At 65.0% G+C, this 24,961-nt stretch carries 24 protein-coding genes and 1 pseudogene; 6 read left to right on the top strand and 19 right to left on the bottom strand.

What is annotated here, in order from left to right; translation table 11 throughout:
• Positions 1-268 precede the first annotated feature (268 nt).
• On the bottom strand, positions 269-1,165 hold the full coding sequence (locus AC1RMG_RS02180) for a DMT family transporter (RefSeq protein ID WP_077933867.1): 897 nt from the start codon (positions 1,163-1,165) through the stop codon (positions 269-271).
• 107 nt (positions 1,166-1,272) lie between these two features.
• Here AC1RMG_RS02180 and AC1RMG_RS02185 point away from each other — a divergent pair, with 107 nt between their 5' ends.
• Complete coding sequence (locus tag AC1RMG_RS02185) at positions 1,273-2,607, top strand: aminotransferase-like domain-containing protein (protein ID WP_493168176.1); 1,335 nt, start codon at positions 1,273-1,275, stop codon at positions 2,605-2,607.
• Between the two features lie 11 nt (positions 2,608-2,618).
• Here AC1RMG_RS02185 and AC1RMG_RS02190 read toward each other — a convergent pair whose 3' ends face one another.
• The 6 genes and pseudogenes from AC1RMG_RS02190 to AC1RMG_RS02215 form a co-directional block, all read right to left on the bottom strand.
• Positions 2,619-3,482, bottom strand: a complete 864-nt coding sequence (locus AC1RMG_RS02190; RefSeq protein WP_370059491.1) for a methyl-accepting chemotaxis protein — start codon at positions 3,480-3,482, stop codon at positions 2,619-2,621.
• Positions 3,477-4,466 (bottom strand): annotated as a pseudogene (locus tag AC1RMG_RS02195) (MCP four helix bundle domain-containing protein); the annotation flags it as partial. The gene AC1RMG_RS02190 and the pseudogene AC1RMG_RS02195, both read right to left, overlap by 6 nt.
• Positions 4,467-4,493: 27 nt before the next feature.
• Positions 4,494-5,375 (bottom strand): alpha/beta fold hydrolase, encoded by an 882-nt coding sequence (locus AC1RMG_RS02200; protein ID WP_041774176.1) that lies wholly within the window; start codon positions 5,373-5,375, stop codon positions 4,494-4,496.
• 87 nt (positions 5,376-5,462) lie between these two features.
• Positions 5,463-5,984 (bottom strand): alpha-ketoglutarate-dependent dioxygenase AlkB family protein, encoded by a 522-nt coding sequence (locus AC1RMG_RS02205; protein ID WP_011060707.1) that lies wholly within the window; start codon positions 5,982-5,984, stop codon positions 5,463-5,465.
• Positions 5,985-6,036: 52 nt separating this feature from the next.
• Positions 6,037-6,354: a hypothetical protein gene (locus tag AC1RMG_RS02210; protein ID WP_053157779.1), complete on the bottom strand. Its 318-nt coding sequence runs from the start codon at positions 6,352-6,354 to the stop codon at positions 6,037-6,039.
• A gap of 107 nt (positions 6,355-6,461) precedes the next feature.
• Complete coding sequence (locus tag AC1RMG_RS02215) at positions 6,462-7,187, bottom strand: murein L,D-transpeptidase catalytic domain family protein (RefSeq protein ID WP_072452375.1); 726 nt, start codon at positions 7,185-7,187, stop codon at positions 6,462-6,464.
• Between the two features lie 153 nt (positions 7,188-7,340).
• On the opposite strand from AC1RMG_RS02215, the gene AC1RMG_RS02220 reads away from it, so the two are divergent.
• Positions 7,341-8,912: a L,D-transpeptidase family protein gene (locus AC1RMG_RS02220; RefSeq protein ID WP_011060710.1), complete on the top strand. Its 1,572-nt coding sequence runs from the start codon at positions 7,341-7,343 to the stop codon at positions 8,910-8,912.
• A gap of 183 nt (positions 8,913-9,095) precedes the next feature.
• On the opposite strand, the gene AC1RMG_RS02225 is transcribed toward AC1RMG_RS02220, so the two are convergent.
• On the bottom strand, positions 9,096-10,976 hold the full coding sequence (locus AC1RMG_RS02225) for an amidohydrolase (RefSeq protein ID WP_212806227.1): 1,881 nt from the start codon (positions 10,974-10,976) through the stop codon (positions 9,096-9,098).
• A gap of 114 nt (positions 10,977-11,090) precedes the next feature.
• Here AC1RMG_RS02225 and AC1RMG_RS02230 point away from each other — a divergent pair, with 114 nt between their 5' ends.
• Both AC1RMG_RS02230 and AC1RMG_RS02235 read left to right on the top strand, forming a co-directional pair.
• Entirely contained in the window at positions 11,091-11,462 is a 372-nt protein-coding gene (locus AC1RMG_RS02230) for a hypothetical protein (RefSeq protein ID WP_015635176.1), read from the top strand.
• A gap of 3 nt (positions 11,463-11,465) precedes the next feature.
• Positions 11,466-11,648: a DUF1289 domain-containing protein gene (locus AC1RMG_RS02235; RefSeq protein WP_011060713.1), complete on the top strand. Its 183-nt coding sequence runs from the start codon at positions 11,466-11,468 to the stop codon at positions 11,646-11,648.
• Here the strand turns inward: AC1RMG_RS02235 and AC1RMG_RS02240 are convergent, their stop codons facing one another.
• Together AC1RMG_RS02240 and AC1RMG_RS02245 are read right to left on the bottom strand one after the other, a co-directional pair.
• Positions 11,649-12,134 (bottom strand): hypothetical protein, encoded by a 486-nt coding sequence (locus AC1RMG_RS02240; protein ID WP_019094446.1) that lies wholly within the window; start codon positions 12,132-12,134, stop codon positions 11,649-11,651.
• A gap of 13 nt (positions 12,135-12,147) precedes the next feature.
• On the bottom strand, positions 12,148-12,789 hold the full coding sequence (locus AC1RMG_RS02245; RefSeq protein WP_368994839.1) for a LysE family translocator: 642 nt from the start codon (positions 12,787-12,789) through the stop codon (positions 12,148-12,150).
• Positions 12,790-13,035: 246 nt separating this feature from the next.
• Here AC1RMG_RS02245 and AC1RMG_RS02250 point away from each other — a divergent pair, with 246 nt between their 5' ends.
• The gene (locus AC1RMG_RS02250) at positions 13,036-13,710 is read left to right on the top strand and encodes a hypothetical protein (RefSeq protein ID WP_015635178.1); all 675 of its coding nucleotides are present in this window, start codon (positions 13,036-13,038) and stop codon (positions 13,708-13,710) included.
• Positions 13,711-13,796: 86 nt separating this feature from the next.
• On the opposite strand, the gene AC1RMG_RS02255 is transcribed toward AC1RMG_RS02250, so the two are convergent.
• From AC1RMG_RS02255 to AC1RMG_RS02295, 9 genes are all read right to left on the bottom strand, one after another.
• Positions 13,797-14,015 carry a hypothetical protein gene (locus AC1RMG_RS02255; protein WP_019094443.1) on the bottom strand — a complete coding sequence of 73 codons (219 nt, stop codon included), beginning with the start codon at positions 14,013-14,015 and terminating at the stop codon, positions 13,797-13,799.
• Positions 14,016-14,211: 196 nt separating this feature from the next.
• Positions 14,212-15,264 (bottom strand): NAD(P)-dependent alcohol dehydrogenase, encoded by a 1,053-nt coding sequence (locus tag AC1RMG_RS02260; RefSeq protein ID WP_493168181.1) that lies wholly within the window; start codon positions 15,262-15,264, stop codon positions 14,212-14,214.
• Positions 15,265-15,477: 213 nt separating this feature from the next.
• Positions 15,478-16,323, bottom strand: a complete 846-nt coding sequence (locus AC1RMG_RS02265; protein ID WP_169893752.1) for a CAP domain-containing protein — start codon at positions 16,321-16,323, stop codon at positions 15,478-15,480.
• Between the two features lie 100 nt (positions 16,324-16,423).
• Positions 16,424-17,119, bottom strand: a complete 696-nt coding sequence (locus tag AC1RMG_RS02270) for a DUF1963 domain-containing protein (protein WP_125063165.1) — start codon at positions 17,117-17,119, stop codon at positions 16,424-16,426.
• 103 nt (positions 17,120-17,222) lie between these two features.
• A complete protein-coding gene (locus AC1RMG_RS02275) occupies positions 17,223-19,655 on the bottom strand; it encodes a TonB-dependent siderophore receptor (RefSeq protein ID WP_125063166.1) in 2,433 nt (810 codons plus the stop codon).
• Positions 19,656-19,745: 90 nt separating this feature from the next.
• Positions 19,746-20,723 carry a FecR family protein gene (locus AC1RMG_RS02280; RefSeq protein ID WP_125063167.1) on the bottom strand — a complete coding sequence of 326 codons (978 nt, stop codon included), beginning with the start codon at positions 20,721-20,723 and terminating at the stop codon, positions 19,746-19,748.
• The gene (locus AC1RMG_RS02285) at positions 20,720-21,226 is read right to left on the bottom strand and encodes a sigma-70 family RNA polymerase sigma factor (RefSeq protein WP_125063168.1); all 507 of its coding nucleotides are present in this window, start codon (positions 21,224-21,226) and stop codon (positions 20,720-20,722) included. Before AC1RMG_RS02285 ends, AC1RMG_RS02280 begins: the two co-directional genes overlap by 4 nt.
• Positions 21,227-21,394: 168 nt before the next feature.
• A complete protein-coding gene (locus tag AC1RMG_RS02290; RefSeq protein WP_125063169.1) occupies positions 21,395-21,889 on the bottom strand; it encodes a PaaI family thioesterase in 495 nt (164 codons plus the stop codon).
• 104 nt (positions 21,890-21,993) lie between these two features.
• Entirely contained in the window at positions 21,994-22,635 is a 642-nt protein-coding gene (locus AC1RMG_RS02295; protein ID WP_065363734.1) for a hypothetical protein, read from the bottom strand.
• A 665-nt stretch (positions 22,636-23,300) separates the two neighbouring features.
• Here AC1RMG_RS02295 and mqo point away from each other — a divergent pair.
• Positions 23,301-24,938 (top strand): malate dehydrogenase (quinone), encoded by a 1,638-nt coding sequence (gene mqo / locus AC1RMG_RS02300; protein WP_011060725.1) that lies wholly within the window; start codon positions 23,301-23,303, stop codon positions 24,936-24,938.
• The last annotated feature ends 23 nt before the right edge of the window (positions 24,939-24,961 follow it).

Consider the following 24,961-nt stretch of genomic DNA (forward strand, 5'->3'; position numbering starts at 1 on the left):
CGTCTGTTATCAGAACAGCCATGGTTTGAAAATGGCGCGCCCGGCCGGCTTTACGGCTGGAGACCGGGCCCGCTGCACCGCATACCTACTGTTCAGGAGGCCTGATGACTAAGATGGCGTTTTTCTTGTTTGGATTTTTAGCCTTGACCATCGCGCTCGGTGCGCTCGCGACTATCTCTCCGACCTGACCCCCGAGCCCTTTGCGGCTCTTGCTTCATATCCCCGCGCAATCAGTGGCAGCCCGGCAAGCGCTGCCACTGCCTTGTACTTATTTGGAACACTTTCGTGCCCCGACCACGCAGAGGATCACCGCCACGGTGACCCCGAGCATGCCCAGGCTGACGTGCTCGTGGAGCAGGCCGGCGGCCAGGGCCAGGCCGAAAAAGGGTTGCAGCAACTGCAACTGGCCGACGGCGGCGATCCCGCCCTGGGCCAGCCCGCGGTACCAGAAGACAAAACCGATCAGCATGCTGAACAGCGATACGTAGCCCAGGCTGACCCAGGCCGGCAGGCTGATGCCACTAAAGGAGGCGGGCATGCTGAACAGGGTCAGTGCGGCCATCAGTGGCAGCGACAGCACCAGGGCCCAGGAGATCACCTGCCAGCCGCCCAGGGTGCGCGACAGCTTGGCGCCTTCGGCATAACCCAGGCCGCATACCATCACGGCCAGGAGCATGAGCAGGTCACCCTCGGGCGAAGCCGTGAGGCCCTGGGACAGGGCATAGCCCACCACCAACAGGCTGCCGAGCACCGAGAACAGCCAGAACACAGGGCGCGGCCGCTCGCCGCCGCGCAGCACGCCGAACACCGCGGTGGCCAGGGGCAACAGGCCAAGGAACACAATGGAATGGGCCGAGGTCACGTACTGCAGGGCCAGGGCCGTGAGCAGCGGAAAGCCCAGCACCACGCCCAGGGCAACGATGGTCAGGGGCAGGAGCTGGGCGCGGCTCGGACGGCGCTGCTTGAACAGCAGCAGGATGCACAACGCCAGGAGCCCGGCGATGGTGGCCCGGGCCACGGTGAGGAACAGCGGGTCGAACTCCAGCACCGCGACCCGGGTGGCCGGCAGTGAGCCGCTGAAGATCAGCACGCCGATAAAGCCGTTGAGCCAGCCACTGGCGGTTTTTTCCAGGGCTGGGGATTGCAGGGTCGATGTCCGTTCCATTCGGGGAGTGCTCAAGAAGTGGGGGGCCGCAGCGGCGGGGCTTGTGTCGAGCCCATCCTAGGATTGAAAATCAGCACAATCAAAAAATTGTCATGGATACAGCGCCTATGGCCCGTGCCCGCTACAAACAACTGGTGGACACCTTTGCCGCCGATATCCGTACCGGCATCCTTGCCCCCGGCACCCGCCTGCCCACCCATCGCGAGCTGGCGGCGCGGGAAGGGCTGGCCCTGGTCACTGCATCGCGGGTCTACGCCGAGCTGGAAGCCATGGGCCTGGTCAGCGGTGAAACCGGGCGTGGGACCTATGTCCGGGAAACCGCCTTGCCGCCAGGGCAGGGCGTGGACCAGCCCGCCACGGCACCGGGCACCCTGGACCTGAACTTCAACTACCCGGCGTTGCCCGGCCAGGCCGAACTGCTGCGTAGCGCCTTGCGCCAGTTGGCGGCGACCGGCGACCTGGAAGCCTTGCTGCGCTACCAGCCACACGCCGGGCGCAGTCATGAGCGGGCCACGGTAGCGCGCTACCTGGCAGGCCATGGGCTGGTGGTGGAGGGCGAGCAGGTGCTGCTGGTCAGCGGCGCCCAGCACGGCCTGTCGACCACCCTGATGGCGTTGCTCAGGCCCGGTGATGTGGTGGCGGTGGATGCCTTGACCTACCCCGGGTTCAAGGTGGTGGCCGAGGCCCACGGGCTGGAACTGCTGGCCATTCCCCTGAGCGAGCAGGGGCCGGACCTGGAGGCCTTCGAGCGCCTGTGCCAACGGCGGCGGGTGCGCGCGGTATACGCCATGCCGACCCTGCACAACCCCATGGGCTGGGTGCTGGACCTGGCCTGGCGCCAGCGCCTGGTGGCGATTGCCCGGGCCCACGGGCTGCTGATCATCGAAGACGCCGCCTACGCCTTCCTGGCCCTGGAACCTCCCGCGCCGCTGGCTGCCCTGGCACCAGAGATCACGGTCTACATCTCGGGGTTCTCGAAGAATGTGGCCACCGGCCTGCGGGTCGGTTATGTGGTGGCGCCACCGGCCTGGGTGGCGCTGATCGAGCGTGCGATCCGCACCAGCACCTGGAACACCCCGGGGGTGATGACCGCCATGGCCTGTGCCTGGATCGAGGACGGCACGGTGGCGCGCCTGGAGCACCAGAAGCGCGAGGATGCCCAGGCCCGCCAGGCCCTGGCCCGGGAAGCCCTGGCCGGGCTGGCCTATGTCAGCCATCCGAACTCCTACTTCCTCTGGCTGCCCTTGCCCGAGGAAGTCCGGGCCGATCAGGTGGCCATGGCGCTGCTGCGGGAGAAGGTCTCGGTGTCCACCGCCGAGCCCTTTGTCGGCGCCGGCCCGGTGCCCCACGCCATTCGCCTGGCGTTGGGCTCGGTGGCCATGGCCGATCTGGGCGTGGCGCTAGCCAGGGTCCGGCAGGTGATCGGCCGCTACACCTTCTGAAGCGGCAAGCGTCAAAGCTTGAACTGGGTCACCAGGGCATTGAGGTCCACCGCCAGGCGTGACAGCTCCTGGCTGGCGGCATTGCTCTGGTTGGCCCCGGCCGAGGTCTGGGTCGACAGGTCGCGGATATTGATCAGGTTGCGGTCCACCTCGCGGGCGACCTGGGCCTGTTCCTCGCTGGCGCTGGCGATCACCAGGTTGCGCTCGTTGATGGTGGTGATGGCCTGGGTGATCTGGTCCAGAGCCAGCCCCGAAGCGCGGGCGGCTTCCAGGGTCAGGTGGGCGCGCTCGTTGCTGTTGCGCATGGCACTGACCGCACCTTCGGTGCCTTCCTCGATGGTGTTGATCATGCTTTCGATTTCCTGGGTCGACTGCTGGGTGCGATGGGCCAGGGCCCGCACTTCGTCGGCGACCACGGCGAAGCCGCGTCCGGCGTCCCCGGCCCGCGCGGCCTCGATGGCGGCATTGAGCGCCAGCAGGTTGGTCTGTTCGGCAATCGAGCGGATCACTTCCAGCACCTGGCCGATATTGCGCACGTCCACCGCCAGGTTTTCCACCCGCTGGCAGGTCTGGGTCACGTCTTCGGCCAGTTGGCCGATGGAGTCGACGGTGTGCTGTACCTGCTCGCGGCCGTGATGGGCCGTGCGGTCGGTTTCCTGGGAGGCTTCGGAGGTGCTCACCGCATTGCGCGCCACTTCCTCCACGGCGACGGTCATTTCATTGACCGCGGTAGCCGCCTGTTCCACTTCGTTGCTTTGCTGGTGCAGGGTCTGGCTGGAATGCTCGGTGACCGCGTGCAGTTCCTCGGCGGCGGAGGCCAGCTGGTTGGACGAATCGGCGATCCGCTGCAGGGTGCCGCGCAGGCTGGCCTGCATGGTCTGCAGGGCGTGCAGCAGGCGCGCCGGTTCGTCCTTGCCGCTGACTGCGATGCTCTGGCCGAGATCACCGCGGGCGATGGTTTCCGCTACCTCCACGGCCTGGCCCAGGGGGCGCACGATGCTGCGGGTCAGGAACAGGGCCAGGACCACGGTCAGGGCCACCACGACCAGCATGATCAGCAGGACCATGCCCACCGCACCTTTGAACACCTGGTTGCTTTGCGCCGCCGCGGCGATACCGCCCCGGGTGTTGACGTCGATGATGGTCAGCAATTCCTTGAGCATGGCGTCGGCATTGGCCAGGAACGGGCCGCCGTCGACGATGTCGATCGCCGCTTCCTTGTGGCCCTGGCGCATCAGGTCGGTGATCCGGTGCTGGTCCTTGAGGTACAGCGCCTCGGCTTCGACAAAACGCTCGTAGGCGGCGCGTTCGTCGTCGACGTTGATCAGTTTTTCATAGGCCTGCTGTTGCCGATCCTGCTGCTGCTCCAGCTCGCTGAGGCGCGACAGCAAGGCCTGCACGTCACCGCTGTCGCGCACCACCAGCATGCGCAGGGTCAGGGTTCGGATCTGGGTGCTGGTCAGGGCCAGGGCATTGGCGGCAACGATGGATGGCTGCCAGTTCTGGTCGACCTCAAGGGATTGCTGGTTCATGCGTTGCATTTCCAGCAGGGAGAAACCTCCCAGGGCCAGGGCCAGCAAGGCGATCAGGGCGAAGCTGAACCCTGCGCGGCGGGAAATGTTCATCGTTCTCAAGAGCATGACTGTGTTCCTTGTGGCGGCAAAAAGTACAACCGGCGAGGCGAGTCGCGGTTTGCATCGGTGCGGTGCGCGGTGGGGCCAGGCCCCACGGCACCGTCGGCTTTTTGCACACAAGGCAGGCGGCAGGCGCATCTGATCGGCGCCTTTGTCCAGTGCTTTCCAGGATCGACAGGTTGCACGGCCTGCCTGGAAAACCCGCCAATGATAGCACGGTGACATCTGTCGCGGGCGCCTGGCCCGCGGCTTTCACCGGCCTTCGGTCTGAAGAAAGCCCTGGATGGAGCGGGCGCTGGTGGCCGGGTCGACCTGCATGAAGCAGTGCTGGCCATCGATCACCTGAGTGCTCAGGTGCCGGTTGATGGCCGCCCAGCGCTTGATCGAGCGAGCCACGTAGGGGTAGCTGTCGCGGCCGTGGATCACCAGGCTTGGGGTCTTCACCTGGCGCAGCGAGCGCCACAGGCGGCGGGGAAAGGAGCTGTAGATATCCACTTCGCGCTCGGGGGCGCATTTGAGGGCCACGCCTTGTTCGTCGTCCTTCAGGCCGTGTTCGACATAGGCGGCCAGGGCCGCGTCGCTCCAGCCCTTGAAGATGCCCCGGTTGGCCAGCGCGGCCTTGGCGGCGGCGCGGTCCGGCCAGCGCCGGCGGCGGGCGGCGGCCTTGCGCGCGAGGCTGTGGCGGCGGTTCAGGCCCAGGGCCGACAGCACGCCCAGGGAACCGATCATGGAGGGGGTGAAGATCACCGGGTCCAGCATCACCGCCTTGCGAAACAGTTGCGGGCGTTCGGCGACGATCAGGCAGGTGAGCACCCCGCCAAAACTGTGGCCCAGCGCATAGCGCGGTACCTCGCCATAGGCATCGAGCCCGGCTTCGAAGGCCTCGGCTGCCAGTTCCGCGGTGCGGTTCCAGCCCAGGAACGGGCCGCCGTGGTCGGTATCGCCGTGGCCCTGGACGTCACTGAGCCACAGGTCGAAGGACTCGGCCAGCAGCGCCAGCATCGGCTGATAGGCCATGGAGCAGAAACCGTTGCCGTGCAGGAAGTGCAGCAGCGGCTTGCCCGAAGGCGCGGAGCGCAGGCCGCGCAGGGTGAAGCCTTCGGGACAGGGGTAGGACCAGGGAAGCAACTGCATGGGGCCTCGGGGCAAACGCTGAATACAGCCGGGCATTGTCGATGGCCCGGCCCTTGAGTCAAGGGCCGATCCTGACCGAGTCCAGCACTACCCGGTCTTGAGCTGGCGAAACGACAGGCTGATGCGCTCGCCGGCGTCCGGCGCCTTGGGGATCGCGTGCAGCCAGTGTTTCTGCAGTTCGTCCGACATGTGCAGCAGCGAGCCGCTGGCCAGGCTGTAGTCGAAGGTGGCGCCGCTTTCCTTGTGGCGAAAGACCATGGCCCGGGCGTGGCCCAGGGAGACGATCACCACCCCGGTGCCTGTCACCAACTGTTCATTGGCGTCGGAATGAAAGCCCATGGAGGAGTGGCCGTCGGGGTAGCAGTTGAGCAGGCAGTTGTTGGGGCGAAAGCCCAGCAGTTGCTCGATGGGCCCGCACAACTGCTCCAGCGCTTCGGGCATCGGCACGGCGGGGTAGGTGATCTGCGAGTAGTCGTAGGGCGCGCCGAAACTGGCGGTCTTGCGCGCACGCATGCGCTCGTCCCACAGCACGGAGTCCTTGAGGTGGTTGAACAGCCGATGCGGGTCGGCGATGAAGTCGGGGAAAAAGTCGATTTCGGGTGGAGTCATGGGAGTACTGCCTGTCGTGAAGGACAGCGCCTGCGGGGGCAGGGCGTGATCCTTATCGGTCCTTGATGGGGGCCTGGAGTGTGCCGCCTGCCACCGACTGGATAAACTGTGCGGCCTTTTGCCCCAGGTCCGCCTGGGAAGCGCGGATCAGCAGGACCAGGGGCGCCAGGGACAGTGGCTCGATGTCCAGCCGTTGCTGGCTGGAATTGCGCAGTATCAGGGTCAGCTCGGTCCACTGGTCATCGTCGGCGGTCCGGCTGTCACCATCGGAATCCACATTGCAGCCAGCGCCCCACAGGTGTTCGGCCACCCGGTAGAACGCCGGGCGTGGTCCGGGCTGTTGCAGAAGCAGGGCATGTGGCGAAGGCATGGCGTGGAGCTCGGGCGAGGTGGCGTTCCAGGTCGGTAACGGTATCTCGCCGCCGGCGTGCGGCGCAACTGCGAAGAGGGCAGGCGCCGAGCATCCGGCCGGCTTGCTCAGCCGCCGTTGGCGCTGAGGATGCTCGCCACCTGGCGTGGCTGGCAGTTGAGGTAGGGCGAGGTTTTCAACCAGCGCTGGTCCGGGTACCAGGAGAACATGAACTGGCCATCCTTGAGCTTGTCTATCACCTGGCGCGCCACTTGCGGGCGCACCGCGGGGCAGCCCTGGCTACGGCCGATGCGGCCCTGGCGCTGGCTCCACAAGGGGTTCACGTAGTCGGCGGCATGGATCACGATGTCGCGGTCCCGGGCCCGGTCGTTGAAGCCCGGTTCCAGGCCGTCCATGCGCAGCGAGTAGCCATGGCTGCCTTCGTAGCTTTCCTGGGTGCGGAACAGGCCCAGGCTGGATTGGTAGCTGCCCAGGCGATTGGAGAACTGGGTAGCGAAGTTTTCCCCGGATTTCTGCCCGTGGGCCACCAGGTCGCGCAGCACCAGTTTTTTGGTCCGCAGGTCGAAGATCCACAGACGCCGTTCGGTGGAGGGCTGCGAGTAGTCGATCACCGCCAGGTGGCGGGCTTGTCGGGCGCCGCTGCCTACCGCGCATTGCATGGCGCTCAGGGCACTTTTCAGGGCCTGGGGATTGAGTTGCGGGGCGGCGTGGGCGAGGCTGGCGTACAGCGTGGGGCTGGCGACGGGCTGGACTTTGCTGGCGGCGAAGGACGAAATGGAAAAGGCGCCCAGGGCAATGGCCACCAGGCAGAACCGGCACAAGAAATTCAACATGTATAGAGCGTCCCCATGGTCACTTTGGCTCCTGACGTCCTGTCGTTCCCCCGGCAGTCTGGTCTATATGTTTAATGCCCAGGCCCGATTGTTTTCCGCATCTGCCGTAATGGTTGGCCGCCCGCTGGGCGCCCACGGATTGGAGTAAAGCAGTTGTTCAAAAAACCCGCATGTTACTTGACCCTGTGCCTGCTCGCTGCGCCATTGGTCGCGCTGGCCGATGAGCTGCCACAGCTGTCGGCGAGCCCGATGCAAACGGCGCTGACGCAACTGGCCGTGGCCTGCCCGGCCCTGGCGCCGCGGCTCAATACCCCGGCCCAGCAGCTGTTGCAGGGCTTCTACCAGCAACAGGGCGAACAGCAGGTGTGGTCCGTGGCGGGCCGCCTGGCCAGCTTGCAGGCGCAGTTGGCGCAACTGGTGGACGACGGGCTGGACCCGGGCCACTACCGCCTGCCGCAGGCGAGCCCGGCGGGAGATGGCCTGTGCAGCGATATCGATATCACCCATCAGTACCTGCAAGCCCTGCAGGACCTGCATTACGGTCGCCTGGCGCAAAGCCGCTTCGAGCCTATGTGGCGGGCCCAGCCGCTGCCGGACGATCGCCAGAGCGCGCTGCTGGCGATTGCCGTGCCGGGCATCGCCCACATCGCCACGGCCTTCGAGCAGGCGCGCCCCAGCCTCGCGCAATACCGCAACCTGCGCCAGGCCTATGCCCATGAGCGCCAGCAACCCTTGCCCCAGTGGCAGGCCGTGGCCGGCGGCCCGTTGCTGCGCCCGGACATGCAGGACAAGCGGGTGCCGGAGCTGGCCCTGCGCCTGTACCACGGCGGCTACCTGCAAAGCCCGGTGGTCAACCCGGACAACGCCTACAGCGGCGAGCTGGTCAGCGCGGTGAAGAACTTCCAGCTTGGCCATTCGCTGCAGGCCGACGGTGTGGTCGGCGCGGGCACCCTGAAAGAGATGAACATCAGCCCGGCCGAGCGCCGCGAACAGCTGCGCATCAACCTCGAACGCCTGCGCTGGCTGGCCCAGGATTACGAGCCGAACCTGGTGCTGGTGAACGTCGCCGCTGCCCAGCTGACCTTCTATCAGCATGACGCGGTGGTCTGGCAGACCCGCACCCAGGTCGGCCGCGCGGAGCGCCAGACGCCCTTGCTCAAATCCCAGGTCACCCGGCTGACCCTGAACCCCACCTGGACCGTGCCGCCGACCATCCTCAAGGAAGACAAGCTGCCGGAAATCCGCCGCGACCAGGGTTTCCTCAACCGCCAGAACCTGCAGGTGCTGGATGCCAACGGCCAGCCCCTGGCGGCCGAGGACATCGACTGGGACCGCCCCGGCAACATCCTCCTGCGCCAGGGCGCCGGCCCGCGCAACCCCTTGGGGCGCATCGCCATCCGCTTCCCCAACCCGTTCTCGGTGTACCTGCACGACACCCCGAGCCAGGCGCTGTTCAGCAAGGGGCCGCGGGCCTTCAGCTCCGGCTGCGTGCGGGTCGAGCAGGCCCTGCAACTGCGCGACTGGCTGCTCAGCCCGGCGGAGCGGTTGCGCACCAACGAGCTGTTGGCCACCGGCCTGACCCACGAGTTCCGCCTGGCCAAGCCGGTGCCGATCCTGCTCAGCTACTGGACGGTGCAGGCCGACAGCCACGGGCAACTGCTGTATGCCCCGGATATCTACGGGCATGACCAGGTGCTGTCGACTGCGCTGGGCAGCAAGATCTGATGTGGCTGTGTGGGTGAAGGCAAACCCTGGCCAGGGAGCTTGCTCCCGCTGGGTGGCGTAGCCGCCCCTAGGCCCTCATGGCGCTCTAGCGGACGCAGGCTCTCTCGCCACCGGCGCCTTTGCGCGAGCAGAAAAAACGCCGCGGTGCCTGGATGGGCGTCGCGGCGTTTTCCATAGCGGGTTTCAAGGCTGCACAGGCGCCAGCCGGTCGTAGATCACATCCAGGGCCGGGCCCAGGTCGCCGTCGCCCTGGGCCACGGCCTTGATGCCCTGGGGCACCGGCAATGACGGATCGCCATGCATCCCGAACGGCGGCGGCAAGCCTGCCACCTTTACCGGACGCTCATAGATCACCCGGCCTTCCTTGACGGTCTTGAGCACTTGGATCTCGCTCAGGGTCTCGGGTTTGACGGTCAGCGGGTTGGCCGAGAGCACCGCGAAATCCGCCAGCTTGCCCGGGGTGATGGAGCCTTTGCGGTCTTCTTCGAAATGCTGGTAGGCCGACCACAGGGTCATGGCCTTCAGCGCCTGCAAGGGCGTCACCCGCTGGTCCGGGCCGAGTACGTAGCCGCTGCGGGTGGTGCGGTTGACCGTGGCTGCCAGCACTCGCATGGAGTCCGGCAGGGCCACCGGTGCATCGTGGTGGGTGGTGAATTTCATCCCGGCCTGGAGCACCCACTGGGTCGGCGAGATGTTTTCCGCGCGTTCGGGCCCCAGCACCGACTGGCGATGCCAGTCGCCCCAGTAGTAGGTGTGCATGGGAAATAGGGAAGGGAAGATCTTCAGTTGCTTGAGTTCGGCCACCTGGTCCTTGCGCAGGGTCTGGCCGTGGATCATTACCGGCCGCACATCGACCCCGGGGTAGGCCTGTTCCGCGGCACGCATGGAACCGAGCAACTGGTCGATGGCGCGGTCGCCGTTGGTGTGGGAAAGGATCTGCCAGCGGTTGGCCAGGGCCTCTTTATAGATGGCCAGGGCGTCGGCGTCCTTGACCACGCCGTAGCCGGCATAGCTGGCGTCCTGGCCCTGGGGCGGCTTGAAGTAGGGCTGGCTCAGCCAGGCCGTCTTGCCCTGGGGCGAACCGTCCAGGGTCAGCTTGACCCCACCGATGCGAAAGTGCTGGTTGTACACCACCGGCTGGTTGCTCGGGTGATACCAGGGGGCGACCATCAGTTGCTTGACGCCGGGGGTGAGGATATCCGGGTAGGAGACGATGTCCGCCAGCAACTTGCCATCGCCCGCGGCCTTGATCGCGGTCTTGACCTGGTCCGGGGAAGAGCGGCCGTCCTGGATCGTGGTGTAGCCATAGCTGACATACAGCTTCTGCCCGGCGCTGAGCATGTCCACCGCCTGGTCGGCGGTGAGCTTGGGGAAGATCTTGATCAGGGCGTTGAAGAAGGCGTTTTCCTCCAGCACTCCGTTGGGCTCCTGGCTGCCGTCGACGCGGCGGATCACCCCGCCTTCCGGGTTGGGGGTCGACGCGTCGATCCCCGCCAGTTCCAACGCCTTGCTGTTGAGCACCCCCAGGTGCGAGGACTGGTGGACGATGGCGATGGGCAGGTCGCGGGTCACGGCGTCCAGGTCGGCCTTGGTGGGGTGGCGCTGTTCCTGCAGCTGGGAATCGTCATAGCCAAAGCCGAACAGCACGCCGAACTGCTTGGGGATCGGCGACTGCTGTTCAAAGCTGCGCAGGGTTTCCTGGAGCCCGGGGATGCTGTTGTTGGTTCCATCCGGTGGCGGCAGCAGGTTGGCGCTGGCAGCCTGGAAACCCACCATCGACACATGGCCGTGGGGGTCGACGAAGCCCGGTAGCAGGGTCGCGCCCTTGAGGTCGAGCATCTGCGTGGCCGGACCCTTGTTCTTGAGTACCTGTTGCCGGTCACCCACGGCGAGGATCTTGCCGTCCTTCACCGCCACTGCCTGGGCCTTGGGGTGCTGGTCATCGATGGTGATGATCGGGCCGTTGAACCAGATGGCGTCGGCCACCGGCGGCGTGGCCGCCAGGGCGCTGGCACTGGCGAGCTGGAGCGCTGCCACGAGCAGCGCGAAGGAGGTCTTTTGCATGTGCGTTCTTCCTTGAAGCGGGCAGGAGCGCACTAGCCTAGCCGCAAAGCGCCGCCGCGGGCGAGTGGCTTGAGGTATGGTGTGCGGCCTTTTAGCTGCGACTCAAGGCTTGTCATGCCATTCAACAAACGCCAGCAGGCGGCCACGGAGCGCCTGCTGGCCGCCACCCTGACCGAAGCCTGCGAAGCCGCCAAGGCCGAAATCGTCGGTTTTTCCTGGCTGACCCACGAAGTGGACTACGCCGCCTTTGCGGCGAGCCTGGTGGTGGTCTGGGTTTTCGACACCCAGGCCCACAAGGAGCAGGCCCTGGCGGCCGGGCAGGGCGCGCGGATGCTCGAACTGACGGCCCGGGCCCTGGAAGAGGCCGATGTTCACCTCGACGCCCTGGAAACCCGTGTGTTCTTCGACAGCGAAGAGCAATGCCGGCGGATCAATGGTGGCGATTGGGCGCAACGCCTGAAGCGCCTGCGCCCGGGCCGGGGTTGAGCCATGGCCAAGGAAATCGACAACCCCTGCATCGCCCTGTGCCAGCTCAGTGGCGACCTGTGCCTGAGTTGCGGGCGCAGCAAGGACGACATCCGCAAATGGAAGCGCATGAAGCGCCCGGAAAAAATGGCCGCCGTGCAGCGGGCCGGCATCCGGCTCAAGGCCTTGCAGAAAAAGAAGGGCTGATCAGGTATCGCTCTGGAATTGGCCGGCGCCCAGGCGCCGCACGCTCAGCCAGAAGTCTTCCCCAGGTTCGTACTCGGCCAGAGACAGGCGGTGCACCTGTCCCTGCTCGTCCTCCACCGTCAGGCTGGTCTCCCAGTCGAAACCCGGGTTCTGGGAAATGGTGTAGGACGGGTAAGGGCTGTTGATCTCGAAATGAATCGAGTAGACCTCCAGTGGCGGGCACGACAGCAGGCCTTGTGCGTACAGCTGCCAGACCTTGCGCATGCCGGGCACGCACAGGCGCTCGGCAAAGGCCAGGGCCTGGGGGATGTCGTCCCAGGCGGCCTGTACCCCTTGCTGCGCGGTCGCGAGCCGGCGCTGGGGCGGTTCGTTGCTGGGGTGCTGGACGTAGACCAGGCGGCTGCCGAACTGCAATTCGCATTGCAGCACGCCGGCAGTGGTTTCCCAGTGGCCCAGCAGCGATTCCTTGAGCAGGTCTATTTGCATCGCGCCTGAGGGCTCAGGCCGTTTGCCGGCGCATGGCCAGGATGGTGGTGCCGAAGAAAATAAAGGTGGAACCCACCACCCGGTTGACCCACTTGGACAGGGCCGGCCGGGTCAGCACGCCCTTGGCCCGGGAGGCCAGCACCGCGTAGACGCTGAGGGAGGTCAGGGACAGCGCCATGAAGATCAGGGTCAGGATGAAGAACTGCGGCAGCAGCGCGGCGTGCTGGTCGATGAACTGGGGGAACAGGGCGGTGAAGAAGATGGTCGCCTTGGGGTTGGTGGCGGCGGTCAGGAAGGCCGACTTGAACAGCTTCAGGCGCGGCGGCTTGCCGACCTTGGTGCTGTCTGCGCTGGCTTCGCCCAGCAGTTGGCTCTTGCTGAACAGCTGCTTGGCACCCAGGTAGAACAGGTAGCCGGCACCGATGATCTTCACCGCGTTGAAGATCCATTCGGAACTGGCGATCAGTGCCCCGAGGCCGAGCATGGCCGCGGCAGACATGCAGAACAGCCCGCTGACATTGCCCAACGATGACCAGATAGTGGACTTGGCGCCGTAGGCCACGCTGTTGTGCAGCGCCACCAGGGTAGCGGGGCCGGGGCTGGCGATGGCGATGGCTGCCACCAGGGTGTAGGTCAGTATCGAGTGAGCATCCATGGTCCGGACTCGTCTTGCAGAAAAAGGGGGCTTGATTCTATCGGGGCCAGGGCGAGCTGTATGCCAGAAATTGACGGCTTTATCGAAGGGCGCGAGCGGCGCAGGCCACCGCCTCCGAGGCGCATCGGTGCCCATTGTCAACCATTGCTGCAATCGATAGTTATCATCAAAAAGTGCAGGTTCCGTTTTTCCGGCAAAGGAGGAAGATAGCGCTTACACCGTGCTTGCTGCAGAAGGAAACACCCGATGAGAATCTCGACTCTAGTGACCCTTGTGGTGCTTTTGATCGCGGGAACCGGGGCTTCTGCGGCCACCCTCGCCACTGACGACGCCTCCTGCCACTTCCTGCCCATGGCCGACAGCAGCACCGACCTGCAGCACGCGCAGTCGGTAGGCGTGCTGTACAGCGAAAACACCATCAGCACTCTGCAATACCTGGAGCACTACCATGCGGTGGCGCTCAACGGGGCGAAGAATGCCGGCCTCGATCCGCGCATCAGCCAAGCCTTCGTCAACAGCTCGGACCCGAAACGGGCAATCGACTGGCTGATGGCTTCGCTGCAGAAGCATTTCGGTTCGGTGACCGTCTATGACAGCCTTGACGCGGTGGTCCAGGCCCACCCTGATGTGGTGGTGATGCTCGATACCTACAACCAGCTGGTGACCAAGCGCAACAGCAAGGTCGAGGCGCGCTTCATCGCCAAGTTCTATGACGCCAACCTGCAGTACATCGGCCAGGCAGCCGGGATCCAGGCCAAGGAACTGCCGTCGGTCTGGGTACGGGGCAAGGCGGCGCCGGAGATCGCTGCGCAGATCAACCAGCAGACCGAGTTGCAGGTCGATGCCCTGAAGCAGTTCGACGCATCGCTCAAGGCCCTGGTGAGCCAGGGCGAAGCGGGGCAGATGGCGGCCAACAAATGAGTTGCAGGCAGGCCTGATGAAAAAAAGCCCCGAATGTTCGGGGCTTTTGCTTTGTGCCTGGCCGGGGGCAGCCTGTGGCGCGGTGCCTAGGCCGAGGCCAGAACCCCCGCGACCAGCAGCGCTATGCCCAGGTACCAGCCCCAGAGAAAGGGCCGGGCTTGTGGGTCTTTCCTGGCGTAGACGTACACATAGAAGGGAATGAACAGGCTGAGGATGGCATTGCCCAAAGAATTCTTCAGGGCCACGCAGAAAATCGCGAACTGCATCGCCACCGTAAGTGCAAGCCCTGACAGGATCAGGAACATAACCATTGAATCGTCTCGCTATCGAATGAAGGTCGGTCACCCCCTCTGGTGCGTCGCGGCCCGGATGCGGGCAGCGGCGCGCCAGAGGGAGCGGTGTGACGGGTTATCGACACGGCGGTGCAAAGCAATAGGCAAGGGTGCCGTCATCGACCCTTCATTCACTTGCGAGCGTTCACTGCTGGTGCCAGGCCGGGTTTCAGGCGCCGCTGCCCAGGGACGCCATGTCGATCACGAAGCGGTAGCGCACATCGGCCCGTTCCATGCGTTCGAAGGCCTGGTTGATGTCCTGCATGGCGATCATTTCGCAGTCCGGGAGGATGTTCTTGCGCGCGCAGAAGTCGAGCATTTCCTGGGTCTGGGCGATGCCGCCGATGGGTGAACCGGCCAGCCGGCGCCGGCCCAGGAGCATGGGCAGGGTCAGTTGTTCGTCGATCGGCCCGACCTGGCCGACGATCACCAGGGTGCAGTCGATGTCCAGCAGGGGCATGTAGGGCGAGACGTCGTGGCGCACCGGAATGGTGTCGATGATCAGGTCGAAGTTCGACTGGGCGCGGGCCATGGCCTGCGGGTCGCTGGACATCAGCAGTGCATCGGCGCCCAGGGCCAGGGCGTCGGCGCGCTTGTCGGCGCTGCGGCTGAGGACCGTGACCTTGGCTCCCATGCCCACCGCCAGCTTGACCGCCATGTGCCCCAGGCCACCGAGGCCGATGACCCCGACCCGGCTGCCGGGCCCGACATTCCAGGTGCGCAGCGGCGAATAGGTGGTGATGCCGGCGCACAGCAGCGGCGCGGCCTTGGCCAGCTCCAGGCCCTCGGGCACCCGCAGGACGAATTCTTCGCGCACCACCAGGTGCTTGGAGTAGCCGCCGTAGGTCACCTCGCGGGTGAGGCGGTCCAGGCCGTTGTAGGTCTGGGTATTGTGCTCGCGGCACATCTGTTCTTCGCCCTTGCGGCACTGGTCGCACACCTGGCAGGAGTCCACCATGCAGCCGACGGCGACGCTGTCGCCGACCTTGTACCGCTTGACCTCGGGGCCGACGGCGGTGACCCGGCCGACGATCTCGTGGCCCGGGACCATGGGGTAGCGGCTGGCGCCCCAGTCGTTGCGCGCCTGGTGCAGGTCGGAGTGGCAGACCCCGCAATAGAGGATTTCCATCGCCACATCGTTGGCGCGCAGGGCGCGACGGTGGAAGGTGAAAGGCGCCAGGGGAACCCCGGCGGACTGCGCTGCGTAACCGAAGGTTTGCATGATCAGCGTTCCTGTGTGAGGGAGAGCGAATGATCCGAAGGCAGGGCTACAAGCATAGAAGCCCCGGGCGCACCGTGAGGACGGCCGACCGATGGTTGTGCGGGCCAACCGGCCGCGCACCGCGCAGGCCGGGGTGAGTGAGTGTCGCTCCTTCGTTGTCCTGGGGGCCCGGTTGCAGCTTCAGGGCGTGGCAGCCACGCCCAGGCACTGGGCTCAGGGCGCGCCGAACATCGCGGTCCAGTAAATGCCGGCATCGCTTTTCGGGTCCACCGCGTAGGCCGCGCCCAGCTCGCTGTAGGCCGGGTTCATCAGGTTGGCGCAATGCCCGGGGCTGGCCAGCCAGCCGTCCACCACCTTGCGCACCGTGTCCTGGCCGGCGGCGATATTCTCGCCCACCTGCTGGCCGGCATAGCCTGCCAGTTCCGCGCGGTCACCCGGGGTGCGGCCGTCGTGGTCCTTGTGGTCGAAGTAGTTCTGGTTGGCCATGGCCCGGCTGTGTTCCTCGGCGGTGGTGCCCAGGGTGGCGTTCCAGGCCAGGGGCGCGGTGGCGGCAAAATCCTGGCCACCGCATTGCCGGGGCTGGCCGCGGGCACTGTTGATCTGCGCGAGCAGTTGCTGGCCCTCGGCCTGCCAGTCCCCCAGGCGCGCGGACAGCAGTGGTCGCGCGAGCACGATGCGCCACTGGTTGGCCTGGCGATTGACACCGATATCGACGAACTGCGGGTCCAGCACCACCTGGCAGAAGCTCTCGCGTACCGCCTGCATCGCTGCCTGGGCATCCCGGGGGCCGGACAGGCTGATGGCCTGCACGTTGACCATGGGGTAGGCCGCCCGGGCCAAGGCCTGCTGCAGGTCACCGACGTTGTCCACCGGCAGGATCAGCCGTGGGTCGCCGGTCAGCGGCGGCAGCTCCGAGGAGGCCTGGTTGGCGCAGCGTTGCGGCTGGCTGCGGTAGGCGTTGATCGATTCGATCAGTTGCGACTGGTCGTCGGCGACGGCGCCGGTGGCCGCCAGCAAGCCCAGGGCCAGGGCTGTGGCGGGCAAGAACAGTGAGCGCATGGGCATGCAAGTCTCCCGGGAAATGGACAGCACCCATGATGCACCCGGCGCCGGGGCATTTCATCCGCCGGTGGATGAAATCGGTGTTAGCCGCTGCGCCTCAATGGAAGTCGTAGTACAGCGCCCATTCGCCGCTGGCGGGGTGTTTCCAGAACATCAGGCTGCCGCCGTGCACCACGTTGAGTCCGATCTTGGCGTCGGAGGAAATCTGCATCACGAATTCGAAGCCGTCCCCGACATCGATTCCCGACTGGCAGAACGAGGGGTAGCCCCCGAGCTTGTGCTGGTAGCAATGGTTCACCAGGTCGTAGTAGCACTCGATCTGCCCGGAGTTTTCCAGTTCGAGGATTTCCCGCTCCAGGTCCTCCGGCACGCCACCGCCGTCCCACAGCGGGAAGTCCGCGGCCACGGCTTCGGCTTTGATCGGCATGGGTTTGAGGAAGGCTCCGGGAGCCGCCAGTTCCTTGTGCACCAGCACCTCGTCGTCGCGGTATTCGCGGATCATCCAGCGTTCGCCCATGGGCTCCAAGGGGTCGGGGAAGGGGTTGGCGACAAACACGCTCAGCACCCGCACGCCTTCCAGCGGCGGGCTGTGAAAGGGCAGGCTAGGGAGATAGAGCTGGGCAAAGGGCAGCAGGGTTTCACCGGCGCGGTTGCGCGGTAACTCTTCGTCTTCGCGAAACAGAAAGACTCGGCCCAGCCAGCTTTCATCCATGGCCTGGGTGGGGCGAAAGCCGCCAGCGACGAGTTTTAGCGCGGGTCTTGCCAGGCTGCGCTGGATGTCTTGAATGTCCATGCTCAAATGAAACGTCCTCAGGAAGGGGCGGGGCGAGGGCGGATCATACAAAAGCCCGGCGCTGTCTGCAGCGCCCGTTTGGGGGCGCTGCGACAAGGCCGATTCAGAACTGCGGTGTGTACTTCACGCTGAGCATGAAGTTGCGTGGATCGCCGAAGTTGTTGTTGCCATCCAACTGGTTGTAGCCAGAGATGTAGTAGTGCTTGTCGAACAGGTTGTAGGCGTTCAGTGCCAGGCTTACCTCGTCGTTCAATTGATAGGCGATGCGGGCGTTCCAGACGGTGTAGCCCGGCACCTTGTAGCTGCGTTCGTAACCCAGGGTATGGCTCTGGCTGGTGAAGCCCAGGCCGGTGCTGACCCGGCTCAAGGCGCCGTCCAGCTGGTAGTCGCTCCACACCCGCAGCATGTGCTTGGGGGTCCATTGGCTGAATGTCCGACCCTGATCCTTCGGATCTTCAAGGAAGGTGGTGGTGTTGTAGGTATAGCCGGCGAACAGCTGCAGACGGTCCACCACTTCGCCGCTGATTTCGGCCTCCAGCCCCTGGCTGCGCACCTTGCCCGAGGCGGTGGAGCAGTACCAGCCGTCACAGGCGTAGCCCGAGGCTGTGTCCTGTACGGCACGGTTCTTCTGGTCGTAGCGGAACAGTGCCAGGGAGGTGTTGACCCGGCCTTCGAGCAGCTCGCCCTTGAGGCCGACTTCATAGTTGCTGCCAATCACCGGTTGCAGCACCGAGCCGCTGGCGGTGCGTGCTGTCTGCGGCTCGAACACATCGGTGTAGCTGGCATACACCGACCATTCGCGACTCAGGTCGTAGACGATGCCGGCGTAGGGCGTGACTTCGCCGCTGTCGGTCATGGTGGACGGATCGTCCGCAGTGCCCTTGTGGCTGATGGCCTGGTAGTTGGTGGCTTCGTAGCGGTAGTCATACCAGCTGACCCGGGAACCCAGCACCAGGGTCAGGTCATCCAAGGGCTTGATCCGCCAACTGCCATACAGGCCTTTCTGGCGGACATCGTAGCTGCTGTGGGTGCCGCGTCCGCCGGGAGTATTGAGTAGGCTGTCATAGCTGATCTTCGGCCGATCGTGGTCGATGGCGAAGATGTTGCCGCCATTGTTGAAGGTGCGGGCGAAGACATCGTCAGTGGTCAGTTTCGAGTAGTTGCCGCCCAGGGTGATTTCCTGCTCCATGGACAGGCCCTCGAAGCGCCCGGTGAGGTTCATGTCGAGGCCGATCTTGGTGTTGTCGAAATCGGTGACCCAGTCGGCGTACTGCAGGCCGCTGCCGTCGGGGTTTACGCCCTCAAGGGTGGTCTGGATGCGTTGCTGGATCGAGTCGTTGCTTTCGCTCATGCGCACGGCACCGACCTTGAAGGTCCAATCCTGGTTGAAACGGTGCTCCAGGTCGGCGTAGAGCGTGGTGACGTTGATCTGCGAATGGTTCCAGCGCGCGCCGCTGTAGGTCGAGCGCGGCAGGTTCACCGTGCTGCCGTCGGCATAGCGCGGCAGGCCGCGGAGCATCGGCCGCGATTCGGCCTCGGAGCGGCTGGCGGCCAGGCCCAGGGTGGTGTCGTCGCTCAGATCGAAATCCAGGGACCCGTACAGCGAGTGGGTCTTGCTCCATTGCTTGTCGATGAACGAATCGCTCTGGTCCTCGTCGGCCACCACGCGCCCGCGTACCGTACCGGCGGCATTCAGTGGGCCGCCGGCGTCCATTTGCAGGCCATAGTGGTCCCACGAGCCGGCCTTGCCGGTCAGGGTCACGGTCGGGGTGTTCTGGCCGCGCTTGCGCACCAGGTTGATCGCGCCCCCCGGGCTGCCGGTGCCCTGCAGCAGCCCCGAGGCACCGCGCAGCACTTCCAGGCGGTCGAAGAAGATCAGGTCCTGGGTCGCCCAGTTGCCCAGGGAGTAGGTGTTGCGCGGGATCGGCACGCCATCGTATTGCCAATCGTCGATCTGGAAACCGCGGGAGGAGAGGATCATGCCCTTGCCCACCCCTTGCACCCCCACCAGGCCGGTGGTCTGGTTGGCGGCGGCCTTGAGGTCGGTCAGGCCCTGATCATCCATCTGCTTGCGGGTCATGACCGTGATCGATTGGGGAATCTCCCGCAGGCTGTGGGTGCCCTTGCCGATGGTCACTGCACGTGCAGCGTAGGAGCCGGAGCCTTCAGTGGTGGTGTCGAGCCCGCTCTCGATGATGCTGGTCGTGCCCAGTTGCACGGAGGCTCCGTCGGCCGGGAGAGGCTCGACGCTGTAGTGGCCGCTGACGGTGAGCTTCAATTGCAGGCCGCTGCCGACCAGCGCGCTGTGCATGGCCTGCAGCGCAGTCATCCGGCCAATCACCGCCGGGGCTTGCTTGCCTTGTACCAGCGCCGGTTCCAGGGCCAGCACGGCGCCGCTCTGGCCAGCGATGGCGTTGAGCGTCACGGCCAGGGGGGCCGCCGGCAAGTTGAACGACTGGAGCTGCTCCTGGGCCTGGCTGTTCAGGGCAGCCACGGCGAAGGCAGCGGGAAGGACATGGAACCAAGGGTTGCGCACGGAATTCTCCTGATTGTGTTGGCGTGTCAGGAGATAGGTGGGACAAGAAATGAAAACCGGACACAAATAAGAGTGATTTTCAAAAAATATTCATTCTTGGTTGCGGGGGCGGATCAGTGTGAGCCAGGGGCTGTAGCGATCGATCCTGATCGGCAGGGTCTCCGCCAGGGCGCTGAGGGCTCGTTCCGGCTGATCCAGAGGGAACACGCCCTGCACCCGGAGATGACCGACCGAGGGGGCTACCCGCACGTAGCCCCGGCAGTAAGGGCGCAGGGCGGCGATCACCTGCTCCAGGGAGTCATCCAGTACGTTGAGGCGACCGTTGAGCCAATCGCCGCGATACCGCTGGTCCTGATCCAGCAGCTCGATACGTTCGGGGTGCAGCAGGGCGGCCTGGCCCTGTTGCAGATCGCGTTCATCGCCGGTCAACAGGCGCAGCCGCACCGAGTGCTCCAGCACGACAACCCGGGTGGCAGCGGCTTCCTGGCTCACCAGGAAACGGGTGCCCAAGGCCTGGACCTGGCCCTGGGCGCTGCGCACTCGCAGTGGTCGCCGCGGGTCGGCGGCCACCTGGATCAGCAACTCGCCATGGCGCAGGATCACCAGTCGTTGCTGGTCGTCGAAGCGCAGGTCCACGGCGCTGTCGGCGTTCAGGCTCAGGCGGCTGCCATCGGCCAGGGTGAAGTCCCGGCGCTGGCCGCGGCCGGTACTGACATCCGCCAGCAGGGTTTCGCCATACCGAGTCTGGGCCCCCAGCCACAGGCCGCCGCCCAGCAGGCCGAGGCCGGCCAGGCCGCGCAACAGTTGGCGTCGTGAGCGGTGGGGGCCGAGCAGCAGTTGTCGGGCTTCGCCAGCCTGCCCGGGCAGGCGTCGATCGAGAGCACGCAAGGTATTGAATGATGTGCCAAGCCGTTCTTGCAGGTGATTCCAGGCCTGGGCGTGGGCTGGGTCGCTGGCCAGCCAGGCGGCCAGGGCCTGCTCCAGGCGCGGGTCCGGGTCGCCGGCGCGAAGCCGCACCATCCAGTCGATGGCCTGCTCGGTCAGCGGGTCCAGGGGTTGCCGGCTCACAGGGCCAGCTCACTCAGGTAGCACTGGCGCAGGGCCTGCTTCATGTAGCGGCTGACGGTGCGTTCGGACAACTCCAGCTTGCGGGCGATGGCCACGTAGCTCAGGCCATCGAGCTGGCTGTAGAGAAACGCGGTCTTGACGATCAGCGGCAGGCCGTCCAGCGCTCGGTCGATGGCCACTAGGGCCTCGACCAGCAGCAACTGTTCTTCGGGGGAGGGGGCCAGCAGTTCCGGCAGGGCCGACAAGCGTTGCAGGTAGGCCTGTTCCAGCTGGCGCCGGCGATGGCGATCGAACATCAAACGCCTGGCAATGGTGGACAAGTAGGCCCGTGGCTGCTCGATGCTGTCCGGGTCGACCTCGGCCGCGAGCAACTGGCAGAAAGTGTCGGCGGCGGTGTCTTCGGCGTCGGCGCGGTTGCCCAGGCGCTTGTGAATATGCTGCAGCAGCCAACGGTGATGGTCGCTGAAAAAGAAGCCCAGCTTGTTGCTCGAAGATGAATGCACCGTTGCCTGCCGAGATGTGAGTGTGAATCGTTCTCAATAGTACAGGGGCGCGCCGGAGGACCGCAATCGTTGCATGTGAGCGCTGAAGTCCTCGCCGATCATGGCGCTATGGAAGGGCAGGAGTGGCTGGACACGCCTGCCGATCTCAGGTGCGGGACTGCTGTCCAGTCAGCTTTCACGACCATGCGCAGCGGCGGCCAGCTGGCTGGTATCGACCCGCACGAAGACCGAATCGCCAATGGCGGTCAGCACATCGCCGGCATATACCTCGCAGATCACCTGGCTCTTGCGGCCCACTTCACCCTCGACCCTGGCGCGCAGGGTCAGGGGCACGCCCATGGGGGTGGGCTTGATGAACTTGATGCCCAGGTTGCCGGTGACGCAGTCGATGCGTGGCAGGCTGCCGGGCTCGCGCTGTTCGTTGCGGTAGTGGTAGGCCATGGCGGTCCAGTTGGAGTGGCAGTCCACCAGCATGGCGATCAGGCCGCCGTAGACCAGGTCCGGCCAGCCGCAGTACTTGGCGTCGGGCAGGTGCTCGGCCACCACGTGCACACCGTCCTCGTGCCAGTGGCTCTTGATGTGCAGGCCGTGATGGTTGCTGCTGCCGCAGCCGAAGCACACGCCTTCGGGGGCGGTGGTGTCTTGCAGTGAGGTCGGGTGCATGGTTGTTCCTTGTTGTTCTTGGGGGCGCGGCGCCGGGTGCTTTCCCGGCGTTGCAGCGCAGCATCCTATCCAATTTGCCTGAACGATCGAAGGACGGATTGCAGCTAGCTGGGGTAGTGCATGGTCAGCACGGCCCAGCGCAGGTTCTCGACCCCGGGTACTTCGCCAATATCGCGGGAGGCGTGTTCGACCCAGCCGGTGTATTCCACGACCGCCTCCAGATGCTTTGTCCATTTATCCTCTGTGAAGCCGACGCCGAAGATGATCACGCTGCCGCTGGCGACCTTTTCTTCCTTGGCCTTCAGGCGTGTCATGTACCAGTAGTCGTCCGATGCCGAGATGAACAACTTGCCTTGGTTGGCGTTGGCAAAGGGCGCCTTGAGTTCGATGAAGTGGAAGCGCTGCTTGTCTGCGTCGCGGATCCACAGGTCACATTGCTTATGGTGAATGTCCATGTCGGACCAGCGCTGGTCCAGGGCGACCTTGTATTCCACGCCCACGTCGCCGAGCCAGCCGTCGCGTGGCCCGGCCAACCCCCGGTGCTGGATCAGCCAGAAATAGAATTCGAACTTCAGCCAGCCCTCGAAACCATTGCCGAGCACGCTGAGGGCCGAGGGAAGGTGCGGGCGCTCCTGTTCCCAGGACTTCAGGAACGCGCGGAACTCTGTTGCAACACTGTCGATACCTTGCATGGCCGTCCTTTGCAGTAAATGGGTGAAGGTGGTGTTGTGGCGCGGTGCCATCATGCATCAAGGTCGCCTCTTGGCGAAGGCGCATTTGCCGCTGTGAATGAGGGGCGGCCAGCGTCGTTGTGACGCATTGATTGCGGCAGGTGTCGTACAGCGTCGAGGTTTTCCCGGGCGGGCGGCTCGTGGCTCCGGCCAAGACAGGCTGATGCCGTAATGATATTCTTGCGCTGAATCGGTTCATCGTTTGTGCAGAAATACCTTACCCGTGCTTAGCTTCAAGTGGCCTGTTCGGGTCCCTTGCAAGGCTGTGGGAGTGTCTGCACGACCCCGCCGAATGTAATGTCAGGCAGTGTTCGTTTACCTCTTTGGTTGAACCCGACCCCTAATTTCCTGTTGGCCCCCGCAGTTGCGGGCGTCATTCTTGTTCGTCCGGCAGTTTGCGGCGCGCAAGGTCGGGCAGGGGGAAACTGCCTGTTGGTTGCGTCCCGTGACGTGCCCTGAGAAACACTGTCACTCAAGTAGCTGAAGCCAAGAACGACAAGAAGTCAGCGCCGGAGCGATATAAAACTGAGGTCGAGCCTGTCTCGTCGGCCTTGTGTGCCCACCCTCCAGTTCTTTTGAATGTGTTGGTCCAGGACCTGCGAAATGACTGTTTCGCAATCACCGGAGTACGCAGGATCGAGGATGGGGCGGCGGATGGCGTTCTATCGTAGGTACTCAGAATGTTTAAGAAAGTGAACACGGCCCTGATCGGGCTGGCGATGTCGATAGGCCTCACGACCGCGCACGCGGCTGAGCCGAAGAAAGTGGATGTGCTGCTGATCGGTGGCGGCATCATGAGTTCGACCCTGGGGGTCTGGCTCAATGAGCTGCAGCCGGATTGGTCGATGGAGATGGTCGAGCGCCTGGACGGCGTCGCAGAAGAAAGCTCCAACGGCTGGAACAACGCCGGTACCGGCCACTCCGCTTTGGCCGAGCTGAACTACACGCCGGAAGGCAAGGACGGCAAGATCGAGATCGCCAAGGCCATCGAGATCAACGAAGCGTTCCAGATTTCCCGGCAGTTCTGGTCCTGGCAGGTCAAGAACGGCGTCCTGAAGAACCCGCGTTCGTTCATCAACTCCACCCCGCACATGAGCTTCGTCTGGGGCGATGACAACATCAAGTTCCTCAAGGCCCGCTACGAGGCCCTGCAGGCCAGCCCGCTGTTCAGCGGCATGCAGTACTCCGAAGACGCCGAGCAGATCAAGAAGTGGGTTCCACTGATGATGGAAGGTCGTGACCCGGCGCAGAAGATCGCTGCGACCTGGACCCCGATCGGCACCGACGTCAACTTCGGCGAGATCACTCGCCAGTTCGTTGCCCACCTGCAGGCCCAGCCCAACTTCGCGCTGAAACTGTCCAGCGAAGTGCAGGAAATCGAGCGCAATAAAGACGGCTCGTGGCGCGTGACCTACAAGAACCTCAAGGACGGTTCGAAAACCGAGACCGACGCCAAGTTCGTGTTCATCGGCGCCGGCGGCGGTGCCCTGCACCTGCTGCAGAAGTCGGGCATTCCTGAAGCCAACGAATACGCCGGCTTCCCGGTGGGTGGCTCGTTCCTGGTGACCGACAACGCCAGCGTGGCCGAGCAGCACCTGGCCAAGGCCTACGGCAAGGCTTCGGTCGGCGCGCCACCGATGTCGGTTCCGCACCTGGACACTCGTGTGCTGGACGGCAAGCGGGTGATCCTGTTTGGCCCATTCGCTACCTTCTCCACCAAGTTCCTCAAGGAAGGTTCGTACTTCGACCTGCTGACCAGCACCACCACCCACAACTTCTGGCCGATGACCAAGGTGGGTATCGAGCAGTACCCGCTGGTGGAATACCTGGCCGGCCAGCTGATGCTGTCGGATGACGACCGCTTCGCCGCGCTGAAGGAATACTTCCCCAACGCCAAGCAGGAAGACTGGCGCCTGTGGCAGGCCGGCCAGCGCGTGCAGATCATCAAGCGTGACGAAGAGAAGGGCGGCGTGCTGAAACTGGGCACCGAGATCGTGGCCTCCGAAGACGGCAGCATCGCCGGCCTGCTGGGCGCGTCCCCAGGTGCTTCGACCGCCGCGCCGATCATGCTCAGCGTGCTGCAGAAAGTCTTCAAGGACCAGGTAGCGACCCCGGCCTGGCAGGAGAAGCTCAAGCAGATCGTGCCGAGCTACGGCACTGCGCTGAACGACAGCCCTGAGCGTGTGGCCAAAGAATGGGCCTACACCGCTGAAGTGCTGCAACTGACCCCGCCACCGCCGGTCAAGGGCGCGGCGCCTCAAGCTCCGGCCAGCCTGGCCAAGCCAGAGAGCAACCCAGCGGCCGACATGGCGCTGTAAGCCCTCGGCCCCGCCCGCGTTCG

The organism is Pseudomonas sp. GW822-FHT04H02 (assembly GCF_058800645.1).